Origin of the sequence: Serratia bockelmannii, from assembly GCF_008011855.1 — a bacterium.
In the GTDB taxonomy this organism is placed as follows: domain Bacteria; phylum Pseudomonadota; class Gammaproteobacteria; order Enterobacterales; family Enterobacteriaceae; genus Serratia; species Serratia bockelmannii.
Map to the genome: position 1 here is coordinate 1 of NZ_VOUX01000032.1, position 16580 is coordinate 16580.

A 16580-nucleotide genomic window follows, 5' to 3' on the forward strand; every position below is an offset into this window, starting at 1 on the left:
CGGTAGTTCAGTTGGTTAGAATACCTGCCTGTCACGCAGGGGGTCGCGGGTTCGAGCCCCGTCCGTTCCGCCACTTATTTAATTATGCCTGCTTTATTAGCAGGCATAATGTTAAGCGAGATTTAGGGGCGTAGCTCAGTTGGTAGAGCACCGGTCTCCAAAACCGGGTGTCGCGAGTTCGAGTCTCTCCGCCCCTGCCATATTAAGAACCCTTTGCGAAAGCAAAGGGTTTTTTTTTACCTATTATCCTTTCCCTTAGTGCATTCCCGCTTTGGAAAAGAGCGCTTTTGACGCTATATGACGAGGTTTGCCCGATCCTGGCTGCTTCATGTTCTTCCGAGCTTTACCCTGCACGCCTCCGGATTCTCTTATCGTTTTGCATTATCTTCTCTCAGAAGGCGATGGGCGGCTTTTAGCATGATAGACAGTCATTACCACGATGACGGCATTTAAGGCCGCCATAATGCTTTAGGCTGCGGTATTTAAAGGTATTTTAAGTAATTGCCGAATCAAAGGCTGTTGATCGCTGTTTTGCAACCAGACGGCATACAGTGGGCGGATAATCGGCGGGATCTCAGTAGTGGCCACCAGCTGCGGATACTCCTTTTCCCACTGGCTGGGCAGGAAAGCGCATCCGCCCGTGGTTTCCAGCAACTGACGCGTCAGATGAGCGGAGGTAGTCGTGAGGACCGGCACGTTATCACCTTCCAACATGCGGCTTTCCTGTTGGTGGAAGTCGGCTCCCCATTCCAGCTTGATGTAGGGCATTGGGGCCTGTTTGTCACGATACGCGGATGAGAACAGGCGTAATGAGAAATTGCTCAGCTGTTGGCTGGCCAATTCGTCCATCTTCGGCGGTTCGGTGGTGATCAGTAAATCGAGCTGCCTTTCATGCAGTTGTTTTACCAAAGAGTGCCTTAATGCCACTCTGGCCTCGAGCTGTAGCGCTTCGCGTTGTTGATAGAGCGCCTGCAACCAGGGGGTCAGGTAGGCCTCCCACAGCGAAGCGGTAGCGCCGATCGACAACTCGGTGTGTTGCAGCGAACGCACGACCTCCTTCTTCGCCAACTGCCAGGTGTTCATCAGGCTTTCGGCATAGGGTAGAAGCCGCTCACCGGCAGGCGTCAGGCGGATATTATTGCGATGACGGGTAAATAAATTTGCGCCCAGCTGGTTTTCTAACTGACGGATGCGGAAACTGACCGCGGACTGCGTTAAGTACAAAGATTCTGCGGCTCTGCCAAAGTGACGCGTTCTACTGACCTCCAAAAAGGTTTTCAGTAATTCGGTATCCACACCTATCTCCAAAAAAATTTGTCGTTAAGATTTAAATGTTTTGTTTTACACGCTGTCAAGCCTATCTAATACTCCGCGCCATAAACAGCACGGCCATAAGAGAATTAGGAGCGTGTCAGATGGCGGATAGCTTCACCACGACCAATCGTTTTTTTGATAATAAACATTACCCTCGCGGGTTCTCCCGTCACGGCGATTTCACCATTAAAGAGGCGCAATTGCTAGAGCGTTTCGGCTACGCGTTTAACGAGCTGGACTCGGGTAAACGCCAGCCAGCGACTGAAGAAGAACAGCTGTTCGTCGCAGTGTGCCGAGGTGAGCGCGAAGCGGCTACCGAGCAGGAAAAAGTATGGGCTAAATATCTGGCGCGCACACGTCGCCCGAAGAAATTCCATACTCTGTCCGGCGGTAAACCGCAGGCTGACGCAGTGGAAGATTACAGCGACAGCGAAGACTAAAGACGATGGGGCCTGCGGGCCCCATTTTCATTCCAGACTGCGATGCAGCTGTAACAACAGACGATCCATACTGCGATAGCCCAGCGCTTCGCTGAGGTGGCGCCTGTCGATCTCAGTATCTCCCGCCAAATCCGCCAGCGTGCGAGCCACTTTCAGGATGCGCTGCCAGGCGCGTACCGATAGCCCTAACGCGTTTAATGTCGCTTCCAGAAACTCGGCGTCTGCCGGCTGCAACACGCAATCCCGTTCTACTTCGCGGTTGCTCAACAGCGCATTGACTTTACCGGCGCGTTCGAGCTGGCGGGCGCGTGCCAGTTGCACTCTTTCCTGAACCAGCTCACTGCTTTCTCCCTGCGTTTGCCGCTTACTGAGCGTACCCGGCGGCAACAGCGGCACTTCGATAGACAGATCGAAACGGTCGAGAAAAGGCCCTGACAGCCGGGCCAGATAGCGCAACACCTGCTGCGGCGAGGCGCGGTTGTGCAACCCATGATAATGCCCTGTCGGGCTGGGGTTCATTGCCGCGATCAACTGTACTCTGGCAGGGAAACAGACCTTGGCGTTGGCGCGTGAAATCACGATCTCGCCGGATTCCAACGGCTCGCGCAGCGCATCCAGGACCTTACGCTCGAATTCCGGTAGCTCATCCAGAAACAGCACGCCGTTATGCGCCATCGAGATCTCGCCCGGACGCGGCAGTGAGCCGCCGCCGACCAATGCCGCCATCGATGCGCTGTGATGCGGCGCGCGAAACGGCCTCTGGCGCCATGGCAGAGCGCTCAGAACAGGGTGTTGCAAGCTGGCGATCGCCAGGCTTTCCAGCGCCTCAGGCTCCGTCAGCGGCGGCAGTAAGCCCGTCAGTCGGCTGGCCAGCATGGTTTTGCCTGTGCCCGGCGGCCCAATCAGCAGCAGGTTATGCCCGCCGGCGGCGGCGATCTCCAGCGCCCGCTTGGCCTGCTCCTGGCCGATGATGTCGCGCAGATCGGCGTTTTCGTACGCATTGCCGGCTGCGGGAGGTGTGACGGCCACCGGCAGTTCGCCCTGGCCGAGTAAAAAAGCACAGACCTCCAACAGGTGTTGGGCGGTATGGGATTGTGACTGTGCGATCAGTCCGACCTCGGCGGCGTTGTCCGTCGACAGGATCAATTGTCGCCCGGCGTCAGCCGCCGCCAGTGCCGCCGGGATGGCGCCTCTGACCGCACGCAGTGCGCCGGACAGCGCGAGCTCGCCAAGAAACTCGTAGCGTGCCAACGGTGCGAGGGGCAGTTGCTCGGAGGCGGCGAGGATCGCCAGCGCTATCGGCAGATCGTAACGCCCGCCTTCTTTCGGCAGATCGGCCGGTGCCAAATTGACGGTGATGCGCCGGGCGGGAAAGGTGAAACCGTTGTTGATCAGGGCGCTGCGCACCCGATCGCGCGCCTCTTTTACCGTGGTTTCCGGCAGACCGACCAGCGTCAGGCCGGGCAGGCCATTGCTGATATGCACCTCCACCGTCACGGAAGGGGCCTGAACGCCGATGATGGCGCGGCTATAGATTACCGCCAGTGACATATCGCTCTCCTTGCTAAGGGCGGCATGATGCGCGATTTATCCAGGTACCGCGCGGCGTTCTTGGCATTTTTTCCATGAAACTCGCAGCATAATCACTGATTTTCATCGAATTGAACGAGATTGTGCGAACCACCTCGCAACCTGCTGCAATACCCATTAACAATTCGCTGAAGGCTGCAACACATTAGCGGCCCATACGCATTGCAACCATAGGGTTAACGGGTGTATTTAACAATTGATTAAAATAAAAATCACTTCTTTAACACACTCCGACCGCCGCCGCAGTCTGCCCGGCAGCCGCTAAACCTCCTGACTTCGTACTCTACGGTAGGGATAACACTATGTTTGGTTGGACCCCGCTGCAACGCAACGCGGCAATTGCCAGTTTTTCAAGCTGGACGCTCGACGCTTTCGATTTTTTCGTGCTGGTATTTTTACTCAGCGACATCGCGCAATCTTTTCACGTCGGTCTGGAACAGGTCACGTTGGCTATTCTGCTCACGCTGGCGGTGCGCCCGATCGGCGCGCTGATCTTCGGGCGTGCGGCGGAAAAATATGGCCGCAAACCGATCTTGATGCTGAATATCGTCTTCTTCTCGGTGTTTGAGCTGCTCTCCGCCGCCGCGCCCTCGTTGACGGTCTTCTTGCTGTTACGAGTGTTGTACGGCGTTGCGATGGGCGGTATCTGGGGTGTGGCGTCGTCATTGGCGATGGAAACCATACCGGACCGCTCGCGCGGCCTGATGTCGGGCATTTTCCAGGCCGGCTATCCGTTCGGTTATCTGCTGGCGGCGGTGGTGTACGGCCTGCTGTTCGAAACGGTCGGCTGGCGCGGCATGTTCGTCATCGGCGCGGCGCCGATCCTGCTGCTGCCGTTTATTTATTATTGCGTGCAGGAGTCGCCGGTGTGGCTGGCGGCACGTGAGCGCAAAGAAAGTACGGCTTTATTGCCGGTGTTGAAGAGCCACTGGAAGCTATGCTGCTATCTGGTGCTGCTGATGGCGGCGTTCAATTTCTTCTCTCACGGCACGCAGGATCTGTATCCGGTGTTTCTGAAAGTTCAGCACGGTTTCGACCCTAAAACCGTCAGTATCATCGCCATTAGCTACAATATTGCGTCAATTATCGGTGGCGTTTTCTTCGGTTCATTATCGGAAAAAATCGGTCGTAAAAAAGCGATCATTATCGCCGCGTTGCTGGCCTTACCGGTGATCCCATTGTGGGCATTTTCCAGCGGTTCGCTAATGTTGGGGATCGGCGCTTTCCTGATGCAGTTCATGGTGCAGGGTGCCTGGGGCGTGATACCGACCTACCTGACCGAACTGGTGCCGGCCAACACCCGTGCGGTGCTGCCGGGGTTCGTGTACCAGCTGGGCAATCTGATCGCCTCGGTCAATGCTACGCTGCAAGCCACCATCGCCGAGCATCATGGGCATAATTACGGCCTGGCGATGGCGATCGTCGCCGGTACGGTGGCGGTGGCGATCGCCCTGTTGGTGTTCTTCGGCAAGGATACGCGCGGCAAGGCGATCACCGACGCGGTGAAAAATCCGGACATGCGTGCCAACGTGTGAAACAGGGGCGATTCGCGTGAGGTATGACCAGATTGCGCCGAATAATAACGCAAAAAAAGTGTTGTCATGTCGCGCGCGGCTGTGGTACCTCTGTAAGCATTAGTTCTGAATGAGCACAGTGAACAAACCCATTATGAAAGCCTTTGCCCAAGTGATTAGCCTAGTCGTGATTAGCGTGGTGGTGATTATTATCCCACCGTGCGGGGCTGCACTTGGACGAAGAAAGGCTTAGCAAACAAGCCGGAATCGCAAGAGAACCCCCGCACCGTCAGGTCCGGGGGTTTTTTATTGGCAAGAGAAAAGTGGAGCAAGGGCAGAACATGAAAAACAGAACAAAATCCTGCAGTTGTCGAAGTAAGGCGGGGAAATAACCATGAATGGCGCTCAGTGGGTAGTTCAAGCGTTGCGTACGCAGGGGGTGGATACCGTATTCGGCTATCCGGGCGGGGCAATCATGCCGGTGTATGATGCGCTGTACGACGGCGGCGTGGAACACCTGCTGTGCCGCCATGAACAGGGCGCCGCCATGGCCGCCATCGGCTACGCCCGCGCCACCGGCAAAGTCGGTGTCTGTATCGCCACTTCCGGCCCCGGCGCCACCAACCTGATCACCGGCCTGGCTGATGCGCTGCTCGATTCCGTTCCCGTTGTCGCCATCACTGGTCAGGTGGGGTCCGCGCTGATCGGCACCGATGCCTTTCAGGAGATCGATGTTCTCGGCCTGTCTCTGGCCTGCACCAAGCACAGCTTCCTGGTGGAATCGCTGGACGCCTTGCCGGGCATCATGGCGGAAGCGTTCGCCATCGCCGCCGGCGGCCGTCCCGGCCCGGTGCTGATCGATATCCCGAAAGACATCCAGCTGGCGCAGGGCGACCTGCATCCGCACCTGATGCCGGTCGATGAAGCGCCGGCGTTCCCGGCGGCGGCGTTGGCAGAGGCGGCCGAGCTGCTGGCGCAGGCGCACAAACCGATGCTGTACGTCGGCGGCGGCGTGGGCATGGCCCAGGCGGTGCCGGCGCTGCGCGAGTTCATCGCCGTGACCCGCATGCCGAACGTCGCCACCCTGAAGGGGCTGGGCGCGCCGGATGCGCAAGATCCGCTGTACCTCGGTATGCTGGGCATGCACGGCACCAAGGCTGCCAACCTGGCGGTGCAGGAGTGCGATCTGTTGATCGCCGTCGGCGCGCGTTTCGATGACCGCGTGACCGGCAAGCTGAACGCCTTCGCGCCGCACGCCAAAGTGATCCACATGGATATCGACCCGGCGGAGATGAGCAAGCTGCGCCAGGCGCATGTCGCCCTGCAAGGCGATTTGAAAACGTTGCTGCCGGCGTTGCAGCGCCCGCTGAACATCGCCGCCTGGCAGCAGCAGGTGATAGCGCTGAAAGCCGAGCACGCCTGCCGCTACGATCACCCCGGCCAGCCGATCTACGCGCCGCTGTTCTTGCGCCAGCTGTCCGCCCGCAAGCCGGCCAACAGCGTGGTGACCACCGACGTCGGCCAGCACCAGATGTGGAGCGCGCAGCACATGACGTTCGAGCGCCCGGAGAATTTCATCACCTCCAGCGGCCTCGGCACCATGGGGTTCGGCGTGCCGGCGGCGGTCGGGGCCCAGATCGCGCGTCCGCAAGATACGGTGATCTGCGTCTCGGGCGATGGCTCCTTCATGATGAACGTGCAAGAACTGGGCACCATTAAGCGCAAACAGCTACCGCTGAAGATCGTGCTGCTGGACAACCAGCGTCTCGGGATGGTGCGCCAATGGCAGCAGCTGTTCTTCGACGGCCGCTACAGCGAAACCAACCTGTCCGATAACCCCGACTTCCTGATGCTGGCCGCCGCCTTCGGCATTCCCGGCCAGCGCATCAGCCGCAAGGATCAGGTGGAGGGCGCGCTCGAGGCGCTGTTCAACACCGAGGGCCCTTATCTGCTGCAGGTCTCTATCGACGAACTCGAAAACGTCTGGCCGCTGGTGCCGCCGGGCGCCGGTAACGAAACCATGTTGGAGGAAATATCATGATGCAGCATCAACTCTCGATCCAGGCGCGTTTTCGCCCCGAAATGTTAGAGCGCGTATTGCGGGTCGTGCGTCATCGCGGCTTTCAGGTTTGTGCTATGAATATGGTTTCCCCGGCCAACGCCGACAGCATCAATATCGAATTGACCGTTGCCAGCCCGCGCCCGGTCGCCCTGTTGTCATCTCAATTAAGCAAACTGATGGACGTCTCCTGCGTCGAGATCCAGCAGCCAACATCACAACAAATACGCGCCTGAGGCGCCGAGAAGGATAAATAACAATGACTAAGAAAGCCGATTACATTTGGTTCAATGGTGAGATGGTGCCTTGGGCCGAGGCCAAAGTGCACGTGATGTCGCACGCGTTGCATTACGGCACGTCGGTGTTTGAAGGCGTACGCTGCTATGACTCGCACTTGGGGCCAGTGGTATTCCGTCATCGCGAGCATATGCAGCGCCTGCACGATTCGGCGAAAATCTACCGCATGCCGGTGTCGCAAAGCGTCGACGAGCTGATGGAAGCCTGCCGCGCTACGCTGCGCAAGAACAACCTGGTCAGCGCGTACATTCGCCCGCTGGTGTTCGTCGGCGATGTCGGCATGGGCGTCAACCCGCCGGCCGGTTACAAAACGGACGTGATTATCGCGGCGTTTCCTTGGGGCGCTTACCTGGGTGAAGAAGCGCTGGATCAAGGCATCGATGCGATGGTCTCCTCCTGGCACCGCGTCGCACCAAACACGATCCCCACTGCGGCCAAGGCCGGCGGCAACTATCTTTCCTCCCTGCTGGTGGGCAGCGAAGCGCGCCGCCACGGCTATCAGGAAGGCATTGCGCTCGACGTGCACGGTTACATTTCCGAAGGGGCGGGCGAGAACCTGTTTGAAGTGAAAGACGGCGTGCTCTATACCCCGCCGTTCACCTCGTCGGCGCTGCCGGGCATCACCCGCGACGCGATCATCAAGCTGGCGAAAGACATGGGCTTCGAGGTGCGCGAGCAGGTGCTGTCGCGCGAATCGCTGTACCTGGCCGACGAAGTGTTCATGTCTGGCACCGCGGCGGAAATCACGCCGGTGCGCAGCGTGGACGGCATTCAGGTCGGCATCGGCAAATGCGGCCCGGTGACCAAACAGATCCAACAGGCGTTCTTCGGCCTGTTCAGCGGCAAGACAGAAGACAAATACGGCTGGCTGGATCCGGTAAATCCGTAACAAAAAGGTTCGCCTCAACGCGGACGACAAGACAGACAAGATAAGAATATCCAGGCGGTTCGTTCGCCGCCTGCCATAAATACATTTGGAGTGAAAAGAGCATGCCTAAGTACCGTTCCGCCACCACCACCCACGGCCGCAATATGGCGGGTGCCCGCGCATTGTGGCGCGCGACCGGGATGACCGACGCCGATTTCGGCAAGCCGATTATCGCCGTGGTCAACTCCTTTACCCAGTTCGTGCCGGGCCACGTGCATCTGCGCGATCTGGGCAAACTGGTCGCCGAACAGATCGAAGTCTCCGGCGGCGTGGCCAAAGAGTTCAACACCATCGCGGTGGATGACGGCATCGCCATGGGCCACGGCGGCATGCTCTATTCCCTGCCGTCGCGCGAGCTGATCGCCGACTCGGTCGAATACATGGTGAACGCTCACTGTGCCGACGCGATGGTGTGCATCTCCAACTGCGACAAGATCACCCCAGGCATGCTGATGGCGGCGTTGCGCCTGAATATCCCGGTGATCTTCGTCTCCGGCGGCCCGATGGAAGCCGGCAAGACCAAACTCTCCAACCAGATCATCAAGCTGGATCTGGTGGATGCGATGATCCAGGGCGCGAACCCGAACGTCAGCGACGCCGACAGCGAGCAGATCGAGCGTTCTGCCTGCCCGACCTGCGGTTCCTGCTCCGGCATGTTCACCGCCAACTCGATGAACTGCCTGACCGAAGCGCTGGGCCTGTCGCAGCCGGGCAACGGCTCGCTGCTGGCCACCCACGCCGATCGCAAGGAACTGTTCCTCAACGCCGGCAAGCGCATCGTCGAGCTGACCAAACGCTATTACGAGCAGGATGACGAAAGCGCGCTGCCGCGCAATATCGCCAACAAGGCGGCGTTTGAAAACGCCATGACGCTGGACATCGCCATGGGCGGCTCGACCAACACCGTGCTGCACCTGCTGGCTTCGGCGCAGGAAGGCGAGGTGGACTTCACCATGGAAGACATCGATCGCCTGTCGCGCAAAGTGCCGCACCTGTGCAAGGTGGCGCCGAGCACGCAGAAATATCACATGGAAGACGTGCACCGCGCCGGCGGCGTGATCGGCATCCTCGGCGAGCTGGACCGCGCCGGCTTGCTGAACCGCGAGGTGAACAACGTATTGGGGCTGACCCTGCCGCAGACGCTGGAAGCCTACGACGTGATGCTGACCCGCGACGAAAGCGTCAAGAAAATGTACTCCGCCGGGCCGGCCGGTATCCGCACCACGCAGGCATTCTCCCAGGATTGCCGTTGGGATTCGCTGGACACCGACCGCAAGGAAGGTTGCATCCGCACCCGTGAGCACGCTTACAGTCAGGACGGCGGATTGGCGGTGCTGTACGGCAACCTGGCGGAAAACGGCTGCATCGTCAAAACCGCCGGCGTGGACAAAGAAATCCTCACCTTCCGCGGCCCGGCCAAAGTGTATGAAAGCCAGGACGACGCGGTAGAAGCGATCCTCGGCGGCAAAGTGGTGGCGGGCGACGTAGTGGTGATTCGCTACGAAGGGCCGAAAGGCGGGCCGGGCATGCAGGAAATGCTTTACCCAACCACCTACCTGAAATCGATGGGGCTGGGCAAGGCGTGTGCGCTGATCACCGACGGGCGTTTCTCCGGCGGCACCTCCGGGTTGTCCATCGGCCACGCTTCGCCGGAAGCGGCCAACGGCGGCCTGATCGCCCTGGTGCAGGACGGCGACATGATCGCGATCGACATTCCTCATCGCGGCATCCAGCTGGATGTCAGCGAGCAGGAGTTGGCGGCGCGGCATGAGGCGGAACTGGCGCGCGGCGACGCGGCCTGGACGCCGAAAAACCGTGAACGTCAGGTGTCCTTCGCGCTGCGCGCCTACGCCTCGTTGGCCACCAGCGCCGACAAAGGCGCGGTGCGCGACAAGAGCAAACTGGGGGGATAAGCAGCATGGCGGTCTCTCAACCCCTACCCAGCGCCCCCTGCGGCGCGGAATATCTGCGAGCGGTACTGCGCTCGCCGGTTTACGAGGTGGCGCAAGTCACCCCGTTGCAGGCCATGAGCAAAATCTCTTCGCGCCTCGGCAACACCATTTTGGTGAAGCGCGAAGATCGCCAGCCGGTGCACAGCTTCAAGCTGCGCGGGGCCTATGCGATGATTGCCGGGCTGGACGAAGAGCAGAAGGCGCGCGGCGTCGTGACGGCTTCGGCCGGCAACCACGCGCAGGGCGTCGCCTTCTCCGGTAAACGGCTGGGGATCAAAACGCTGATCGTGATGCCGGTGTCCACCGCGGACATCAAGGTGGATGCGGTGCGCGGCTTCGGCGGCGAAGTGTTGCTGCACGGCGCCAATTTCGACGAGGCCAAAGCGAAGGCAATCGAGCTTTCCCATCAGCAAGGCATGACTTTCGTGCCGCCGTTCGATCACCCGACGGTGATCGCCGGGCAGGGCACGCTGGCGATGGAGCTGTTGCAGCAAGACGCGCATTTGGATCGGGTCTTCGTACCGGTCGGCGGCGGCGGCTTGGCCGCCGGGGTGGCAGTGCTGATCAAACAGCTGATGCCGCAGATCAAAGTGATCGGCGTCGAAGCGGAAGACTCCGCCTGCCTGCGCGCGGCGCTGGATGCCGGCCATCCGGTGGATCTGGCGCGCGTCGGGCTGTTCGCCGAAGGCGTGGCGGTGAAGCGCATCGGCGACGAAACCTTCCGCCTGTGCCGTGAGTATCTGGACGACGTGATCACCGTGGACAGCGACGCCATCTGCGCGGCGGTCAAAGATCTGTTCGAGGACGTGCGCGCCATTGCCGAACCTTCCGGCGCGCTGGCTTTGGCGGGGCTGAAAAAGTACGTCCAGCAGCACAATATTCAGGGCGAGCGGCTGGCGCACGTGCTGTCCGGCGCCAACCTCAACTTCCACGGGCTGCGCTACGTTTCCGAGCGCTGCGAACTGGGCGAACAGCGCGAAGCGCTGCTGGCGGTGACCATTCCGGAACAGCAGGGCAGCTTCCTCAAGTTCTGCCAACTGCTGGGCGGCCGCTCGGTGACCGAATTCAACTACCGGTACGCCGATGCCGACAACGCCTGCATTTTCGTCGGCGTGCGGCTGACGCGCGGCCACGCCGAACGGCGGGAGATCATCGACGAACTCAACGCCGACGGTTACCAGGTGGTGGATCTGTCGGACGACGAGATGGCCAAGCTGCACGTGCGCTACATGGTGGGCGGGCGTCCGTCGAAGCCGCTGCGCGAACGGCTGTACAGCTTTGAATTTCCGGAGTCGCCGGGCGCGCTGCTGAAGTTCCTGCAAACGCTGGGCACGCACTGGAACATTTCGCTGTTCCACTATCGCAGCCACGGTACCGACTTCGGCCGGGTGCTGGCGGCCTTCGAGCTGGCGCAATCCGAGCCGGAATTCGAGCGGCACCTGCAGGCGTTGGGCTACGATTGCCACGATGAAACCGACAACCCGGCGTTCCGCTTCTTTTTGCAGGGGTGAGTCGGATTGATAAGTAACCGTGACGCATGAGTCAGTTTATGGGTTGTGCGGTTGTGATTTTGTCGTGCATTTTTATACTGCCAAGACTTCTGACGTATAGGGATGCACGACAATGAACACTGCTTTTTCTACGCCGTTCGGTTCTCCCGAAGACGATTTGACCAACGCCGAGTTTGCCCGCCTGTTGGGCAATACCGGCGTACAAGAATTCTATCGCGATATTAATCTGCAAGCCTTGCAGGACTCGCTGGACTGCAGCCTCGCCTTTCATGGCGTGGGAATTATTTTTTCCGACGGGCAAAACTCATTTTTAGTCCGCCCGACGCAGCACACCGGTTACTCGAACGCTTCGCAGGTTACCCACGTGGTCATCAGCAAAACGGTGGCTCATACCTCGCGCGTTGCCGCGACCAATACGCTGTCGGAAGCGTTGAGCAAACCCAGCGTCAGCAAAGAGCTGGCCTCGGCCGCGCTGTCGTGTGGAACGCTGCTGGTATCGGTCTTTTTACTGGCGTCGGGCAGCGTCGCCGTGCCATTTACCGGCGGTACCAGCTCAGCGGTGGCTTATCTGGGCTATGCCGGCATGGCCGCCAGCGCGTTGCAGTGCGGCAATGGGCTGTACCGCGTCAACAAGCTTTATGACGGGAAAGGCGATGAATTGGCTCAGCTCGATTCAGAGCAGTGGTATATCGCCACCAGTACCGTGCTCGATGTGATCTCGCTGGCCAGCGCCGGGGCTGCCCTGAAGGAAGCGACGATGACCTATCGTGCCATGCGCCGCATTTCGGCGCGCAAGGCGACGGAGTGGCTGAAAAGCATGCCCCGCAGCGAAAGGAAGCGACTGACCGAAAACATCATTCGGGCGGAAAATCCGGGAATTTCCAACAACGTCTTGAAAGAGATGGTGAAGAACGGCCTGTATCCGAAACGCTACCCGACGGAAGCGATCCAAAACGGGCTGCGCCAGCAATTGCACTCGGCGCTCAATAACGCGTTGACGTTTGTCGGCAGCGGCATCAGCGGCACCCTGTCGGCGCCGGTGAATGTGAAAACCACCGGGCAGTATTTTGTGGGCATTATGCAGAAATTGCCGCAGATGGTGAGGTAATGGCGGAGTGGATGATTAAACGCCTGATCGTGCAGGGTCGGGAGATGGAAAGCCAAATCGCGGCGCGCGATCGCGCACTTTTCGCCGGTGTGGATGCGCAGCTCGAGCAGCATTTCATGACGCCGGGCCAGCGGCTGTCGCCGCCGGGCGTCGGCAACGTCATGTTGCTGATGGTGTGCCTGACGCTGGGGCTGGCGGGCGTGATGGGTCTGGTCACGGATGTGGCGGCCGCCTGGAGCGGCAAGACCTCCGCCGCCGTGTTGATGGGCAGCGGCGCGATCGTGGCGGTGTGGATGACGTTGATCCTGTTCCAACTGGTGCAGGGTAAAAACAGCGGGGTGGTATTGTTGCAATATTACCTTGGCATGCTCGGTCTGTGTTGCCTCGGCGCCGCGGCGGCGTGGGCGGCGGGCATGACCGGCATCGCCACCGGCGCCCTGCTGCTGGGGGGCGTGGCTGGCGGTGCGCTGTTCAGTAACCGGGCGGCGTTCTACCTGTATGTCGCCTATTTCCGCACGCGTCGGCGCGTGTTTATCAAACGCCGTTGGCAGAGGGAAGATCTGCGCAACACCCGATAAACCGTCAGAACGGAAAAACTTATGACGCAACCTTTCTCCGGCTTTAGCCAGCAGGGCCTGAATTTCCTGCAGCAGGTGCGGATCGAGAACGATAAGGCCTGGTTCGACGGCAATCGCGACATCTACGATCGCGAGCTGCTGGCGCCGTTTCGCGCGCTGGTGGAGCCACTGGCTCCCGGCATGCTGGCGATCGACCCGCAGTTCGAGACCCGCCCGGCGATCGGCAAAACGCTGTCGCGCATTCATCGCGATACGCGGTTTTCTCACGATAAATCGCGCTACCGCAGCCGCATGTGGCTGACGTTCAAGCGCCCGAGTAAAGACTGGAAAGACGCGCCGGTCTACTTTTTCGAACTGGGGCCGGACATGCTGCGCTATGGGCTCGGCTACTACAGCGCCAACAAGCCGACCATGGATCTGTTCCGCCATACGCTGAGGCAGCGGCCGCAGCCTTTCCTGGAGGTGGCCGCCTGCTGCCGGCCGCCGTTCGAGCTGGTGGGCGAGAGCTACAAGCGCCCGCTGGTGAAGGAACAGGCGGCGGAGATCGCCACCTGGTACAACCGCAAGTCGTTTGCGGTGATGGTGACGGACAGCGAAGTGGAAAAGCTGTTCAACGCCGATCTGGCGCCGCTGCTGGCCGGGGCATTTTTGCAGCTTGAGCCGCTCTACCACTGGTTGATGCAGGTAGAGACGATGAAGCAGATCGATCCGGCGGACCTTTGAAACCCCGCGTCAGCGAGGATGCAGCAACCGCCAAAAGGCGTCGATCAACGGATCGCTGAGGCGTTTTTTCTGAACGCAGACCCCCAGTTCAAACGGTTCGACCATCGAGATGTTATCCAGCTGCGAGATGCGGTTACGTACCGGCTCCGGGCTGTTGTCCACCACCACGCTTGGGATCAGCGCGATGCCGCAGCCCAGGGCCACCATCGACACGATGGCCTCGTGGCCGCCGACGGTAGCGTAAATCAGCGGATTGCTGATGCGATGGCGGCGGAACCACAGCTCGATGCGTTTTCGCGAGGGGCCGTGCTCCGGCAGGATGAACGGGATCTCGGCCCAGTCGGGCTTGTCGGCGAACGCCTGGCTGCGCACCGCACAGGGCAGCGCCGGCGCGATCAGCACTAGCGGAATTTCGCCGATTTTGGTGAACGCCACGCTGGCGGGCAGCGTTTCCGGCCGGCCGGCGATGCCGAGATCGGCCTCGTTGGACTGCACCTTGTCGACCGCGTCGGCGGCGTCGCCGGTAGTCAGCTTGATCTCTACCAGCGGGTGCTGCGCGCGGAAGCGGTCGAGGATCGGCGGCAGGTGGCTGTACGCGGCGGTCACCGAGCAGAACAGCCGCAGTTCGCCGCTCAGCGAAGGGCCGTGCTGGCCGAGCGAGTGCTTCAGCTGCTGATATTGCAGCAGCGTTTGCTGGGCGAATTCTTTCAGCTGTTCGCCGGCGTCGGTGAGCTGCACGGTGCGGTTATCGCGCAGGAACAGCGGCTGCCCGAGGATCTCTTCCAGCCGCTGGATCTGGCGGGAGAGCGTCGACGGGCTGACGTGCATCGCCTTGGCGGTGCGCCCGAAGTGATGGCTTTCGGCCAGATGCAGGAACAGCTTTAAATCACGTAAATCCATATCGATACGCTCGCAGTGAGAGTGTTGCAAAAATTGCAATGTCACGTTCTCAATATATCAATTTAAGCAACGCATTTCCTGTTATACATTGAGTTTAACGAATCTCCGCACAGACAGGGCGGGGAATGAAAATAACAATGCAAGACAACATCAAACCGGAGTACCACCATGGCTAACTATTTCAACACATTGAACCTGCGTCAGCAGTTGGCGCAATTGGGTAAATGCCGCTTTATGGCGCGCGACGAATTTGCTGACGAAGCCGGCTACCTGAAAGGTAAAAAAGTGGTGATTGTCGGCTGTGGCGCCCAGGGCCTGAACCAGGGGCTGAACATGCGCGATTCCGGTCTGGATGTCGCCTATGCCCTGCGCAAAGAAGCGATCGACGAGAAGCGCGCTTCCTGGCGCAAGGCGACCGAAAACGGCTTTAAGGTCGGCACCTACGAAGACCTGATCCCGCAGGCGGATCTGGTGGTCAACCTGACGCCGGACAAGCAGCACTCTTCCGTAGTGCGCGCGGTGCAGCCGCTGATGAAAGACGGCGCGGCGCTGGGTTACTCCCACGGCTTCAACATCGTTGAAGTGGGTGAGCAGGTGCGCAAAGATATCACCGTGGTGATGGTAGCGCCGAAATGCCCGGGCACCGAAGTCCGTGAAGAGTACAAGCGCGGCTTCGGCGTGCCGACCCTGATTGCGGTTCACCCGGAAAACGATCCGAAAGGCGAAGGCATGGCGATCGCCAAGGCCTGGGCGGCGGCGACCGGCGGCCACCGCGCCGGCGTGCTGGAGTCTTCCTTCGTCGCTGAAGTGAAATCCGATTTGATGGGCGAGCAGACTATTCTGTGCGGCATGCTGCAGGCGGGTTCGCTGCTGTGCTTCGACAAGCTGGTTGCTGAGGGCACCGATCCGGCTTACGCCGAGAAACTGATTCAGTTCGGCTGGGAAACCATCACCGAAGCGCTGAAGCAGGGCGGCATCACCCTGATGATGGATCGCCTGTCCAACCCGGCCAAGCTGCGTGCCTATGCGCTGTCCGAACAGCTGAAAACCATCATGGCACCGCTGTTCCAGAAGCACATGGACGACATCATCTCCGGCGCTTTCTCCAGCGGCATGATGGCCGACTGGGCGGAAGACGACGTGAAACTGCTGACCTGGCGCGAAGAGACCGGCAAAACCGCGTTCGAGAATGCGCCGCAGTTTGAAGGCAAGATCGGTGAACAAGAGTACTTCGATCACGGCGTGCTGATGGTGGCGATGGTGAAAGCAGGCGTCGAGCTGGCGTTCGAAACCATGGTCGATGCCGGTATCATCGAAGAGTCGGCTTACTACGAGTCACTGCACGAGCTGCCGTTGATCGCCAACACCATTGCGCGTAAGCGTCTGTATGAAATGAACGTGGTCATCTCCGATACCGCGGAGTACGGCAACTACCTGTTCGCCAACGCGGCGGTGCCGTTGCTGAAAGACTTCATGACCACTCTGCAGGCGGGCGATTTGGGCAAAGCCGTGGCGGGTACGGCGGTGGACAACGCGCAACTGCGCGACGTGAATGAAGCGGTGCGCAGCCACCCTATCGAAACCGTTGGCCGTAAACTGCGTGGCTACATGACTGACATGAAACGCATCGCCGTCGCGGGCTGATTTTCCGCAAGGCAAAGCACAA

15 protein-coding genes and 1 tRNA gene are annotated in these 16580 nt (G+C 59.9%); 13 read left to right on the forward strand and 3 right to left on the reverse strand.

Annotation, left to right across the window (positions count from 1 at the left end):
• Nucleotides 1-124 precede the first annotated feature (124 nt).
• Nucleotides 125-200 (forward strand) — tRNA-Trp (locus tag FOT55_RS15645).
• Between the two features lie 268 nt (nt 201-468).
• Here the strand turns inward: FOT55_RS15645 and hdfR are convergent.
• On the reverse strand, nt 469-1296 hold the full coding sequence (hdfR, locus tag FOT55_RS15650; RefSeq protein WP_025304646.1) for an HTH-type transcriptional regulator HdfR: 828 nt from the start codon (nt 1294-1296) through the stop codon (nt 469-471).
• Nucleotides 1297-1415: 119 nt separating this feature from the next.
• On the opposite strand from hdfR, the gene FOT55_RS15655 reads away from it, so the two are divergent.
• On the forward strand, nt 1416-1754 hold the full coding sequence (locus tag FOT55_RS15655) for a MaoP family protein (RefSeq protein ID WP_004929946.1): 339 nt from the start codon (nt 1416-1418) through the stop codon (nt 1752-1754).
• 27 nt (nt 1755-1781) lie between these two features.
• Here the strand turns inward: FOT55_RS15655 and FOT55_RS15660 are convergent, their stop codons facing one another.
• Nucleotides 1782-3305, reverse strand: coding sequence for a YifB family Mg chelatase-like AAA ATPase (locus FOT55_RS15660; RefSeq protein ID WP_147823689.1), 1524 nt, complete (start codon nt 3303-3305; stop codon nt 1782-1784).
• Nucleotides 3306-3646: 341 nt separating this feature from the next.
• Here FOT55_RS15660 and FOT55_RS15665 point away from each other — a divergent pair, with 341 nt between their 5' ends.
• The 10 genes from FOT55_RS15665 to FOT55_RS15710 all read left to right on the forward strand — a co-directional run bounded on the left by FOT55_RS15665 (nt 3647) and on the right by FOT55_RS15710 (nt 14014).
• Nucleotides 3647-4879, forward strand: a complete 1233-nt coding sequence (locus tag FOT55_RS15665; protein WP_084827060.1) for an MFS transporter — start codon at nt 3647-3649, stop codon at nt 4877-4879.
• A 133-nt stretch (nt 4880-5012) separates the two neighbouring features.
• On the forward strand, nt 5013-5111 hold the full coding sequence (gene ilvL, locus FOT55_RS15670) for an ilv operon leader peptide (RefSeq protein WP_013814970.1): 99 nt from the start codon (nt 5013-5015) through the stop codon (nt 5109-5111).
• Nucleotides 5112-5252: 141 nt separating this feature from the next.
• Nucleotides 5253-6899, forward strand: coding sequence for an acetolactate synthase 2 catalytic subunit (ilvG, locus tag FOT55_RS15675; protein WP_147823690.1), 1647 nt, complete (start codon nt 5253-5255; stop codon nt 6897-6899).
• Nucleotides 6896-7153: an acetolactate synthase 2 small subunit gene (gene ilvM, locus FOT55_RS15680; RefSeq protein ID WP_004929955.1), complete on the forward strand. Its 258-nt coding sequence runs from the start codon at nt 6896-6898 to the stop codon at nt 7151-7153. Before ilvG ends, ilvM begins: the two co-directional genes overlap by 4 nt.
• A gap of 23 nt (nt 7154-7176) precedes the next feature.
• Entirely contained in the window at nt 7177-8103 is a 927-nt protein-coding gene (locus FOT55_RS15685; RefSeq protein ID WP_016930475.1) for a branched-chain amino acid transaminase, read from the forward strand.
• Between the two features lie 101 nt (nt 8104-8204).
• Nucleotides 8205-10055 (forward strand): dihydroxy-acid dehydratase, encoded by a 1851-nt coding sequence (gene ilvD, locus FOT55_RS15690; RefSeq protein WP_049294984.1) that lies wholly within the window; start codon nt 8205-8207, stop codon nt 10053-10055.
• A gap of 5 nt (nt 10056-10060) precedes the next feature.
• The gene (ilvA, locus tag FOT55_RS15695) at nt 10061-11605 is read left to right on the forward strand and encodes a threonine ammonia-lyase, biosynthetic (RefSeq protein WP_049294983.1); all 1545 of its coding nucleotides are present in this window, start codon (nt 10061-10063) and stop codon (nt 11603-11605) included.
• Between the two features lie 112 nt (nt 11606-11717).
• Nucleotides 11718-12713, forward strand: coding sequence for a hypothetical protein (locus tag FOT55_RS15700; RefSeq protein ID WP_060435225.1), 996 nt, complete (start codon nt 11718-11720; stop codon nt 12711-12713).
• Entirely contained in the window at nt 12713-13291 is a 579-nt protein-coding gene (locus FOT55_RS15705; protein WP_147823691.1) for a hypothetical protein, read from the forward strand. The genes FOT55_RS15700 and FOT55_RS15705 overlap by 1 nt, the downstream gene beginning before the upstream one ends.
• A 21-nt stretch (nt 13292-13312) precedes the next feature.
• Nucleotides 13313-14014 carry a DUF2461 domain-containing protein gene (locus FOT55_RS15710; RefSeq protein WP_147823692.1) on the forward strand — a complete coding sequence of 234 codons (702 nt, stop codon included), beginning with the start codon at nt 13313-13315 and terminating at the stop codon, nt 14012-14014.
• A 9-nt stretch (nt 14015-14023) separates the two neighbouring features.
• Here FOT55_RS15710 and ilvY read toward each other — a convergent pair whose 3' ends face one another.
• Nucleotides 14024-14914, reverse strand: coding sequence for an HTH-type transcriptional activator IlvY (ilvY, locus tag FOT55_RS15715; RefSeq protein WP_004929971.1), 891 nt, complete (start codon nt 14912-14914; stop codon nt 14024-14026).
• Between the two features lie 168 nt (nt 14915-15082).
• Between ilvY and ilvC the strand changes: the two genes are divergently transcribed.
• Complete coding sequence (gene ilvC / locus FOT55_RS15720) at nt 15083-16558, forward strand: ketol-acid reductoisomerase (RefSeq protein WP_025304638.1); 1476 nt, start codon at nt 15083-15085, stop codon at nt 16556-16558.
• Nucleotides 16559-16580: the final 22 nt, after the last annotated feature.

Coding starts and splice junctions, on each gene's coding strand:
- FOT55_RS15705 (WP_147823691.1), top strand. CDS start 12,713: ATGGCGGAGTGGATGATTAAACGCCTGATCGTGCAGGGTCGGGAGATG.
- ilvA (WP_049294983.1), top strand. CDS start 10,061: ATGGCGGTCTCTCAACCCCTACCCAGCGCCCCCTGCGGCGCGGAATAT.
- ilvL (WP_013814970.1), top strand. CDS start 5,013: ATGAAAGCCTTTGCCCAAGTGATTAGCCTAGTCGTGATTAGCGTGGTG.
- ilvY (WP_004929971.1), bottom strand. CDS start 14,914: ATGGATTTACGTGATTTAAAGCTGTTCCTGCATCTGGCCGAAAGCCAT.
- ilvG (WP_147823690.1), top strand. CDS start 5,253: ATGAATGGCGCTCAGTGGGTAGTTCAAGCGTTGCGTACGCAGGGGGTG.
- ilvM (WP_004929955.1), top strand. CDS start 6,896: ATGATGCAGCATCAACTCTCGATCCAGGCGCGTTTTCGCCCCGAAATG.
- ilvC (WP_025304638.1), top strand. CDS start 15,083: ATGGCTAACTATTTCAACACATTGAACCTGCGTCAGCAGTTGGCGCAA.
- FOT55_RS15655 (WP_004929946.1), top strand. CDS start 1,416: ATGGCGGATAGCTTCACCACGACCAATCGTTTTTTTGATAATAAACAT.
- FOT55_RS15685 (WP_016930475.1), top strand. CDS start 7,177: ATGACTAAGAAAGCCGATTACATTTGGTTCAATGGTGAGATGGTGCCT.
- ilvD (WP_049294984.1), top strand. CDS start 8,205: ATGCCTAAGTACCGTTCCGCCACCACCACCCACGGCCGCAATATGGCG.
- FOT55_RS15660 (WP_147823689.1), bottom strand. CDS start 3,305: ATGTCACTGGCGGTAATCTATAGCCGCGCCATCATCGGCGTTCAGGCC.
- FOT55_RS15665 (WP_084827060.1), top strand. CDS start 3,647: ATGTTTGGTTGGACCCCGCTGCAACGCAACGCGGCAATTGCCAGTTTT.
- FOT55_RS15700 (WP_060435225.1), top strand. CDS start 11,718: ATGAACACTGCTTTTTCTACGCCGTTCGGTTCTCCCGAAGACGATTTG.
- FOT55_RS15710 (WP_147823692.1), top strand. CDS start 13,313: ATGACGCAACCTTTCTCCGGCTTTAGCCAGCAGGGCCTGAATTTCCTG.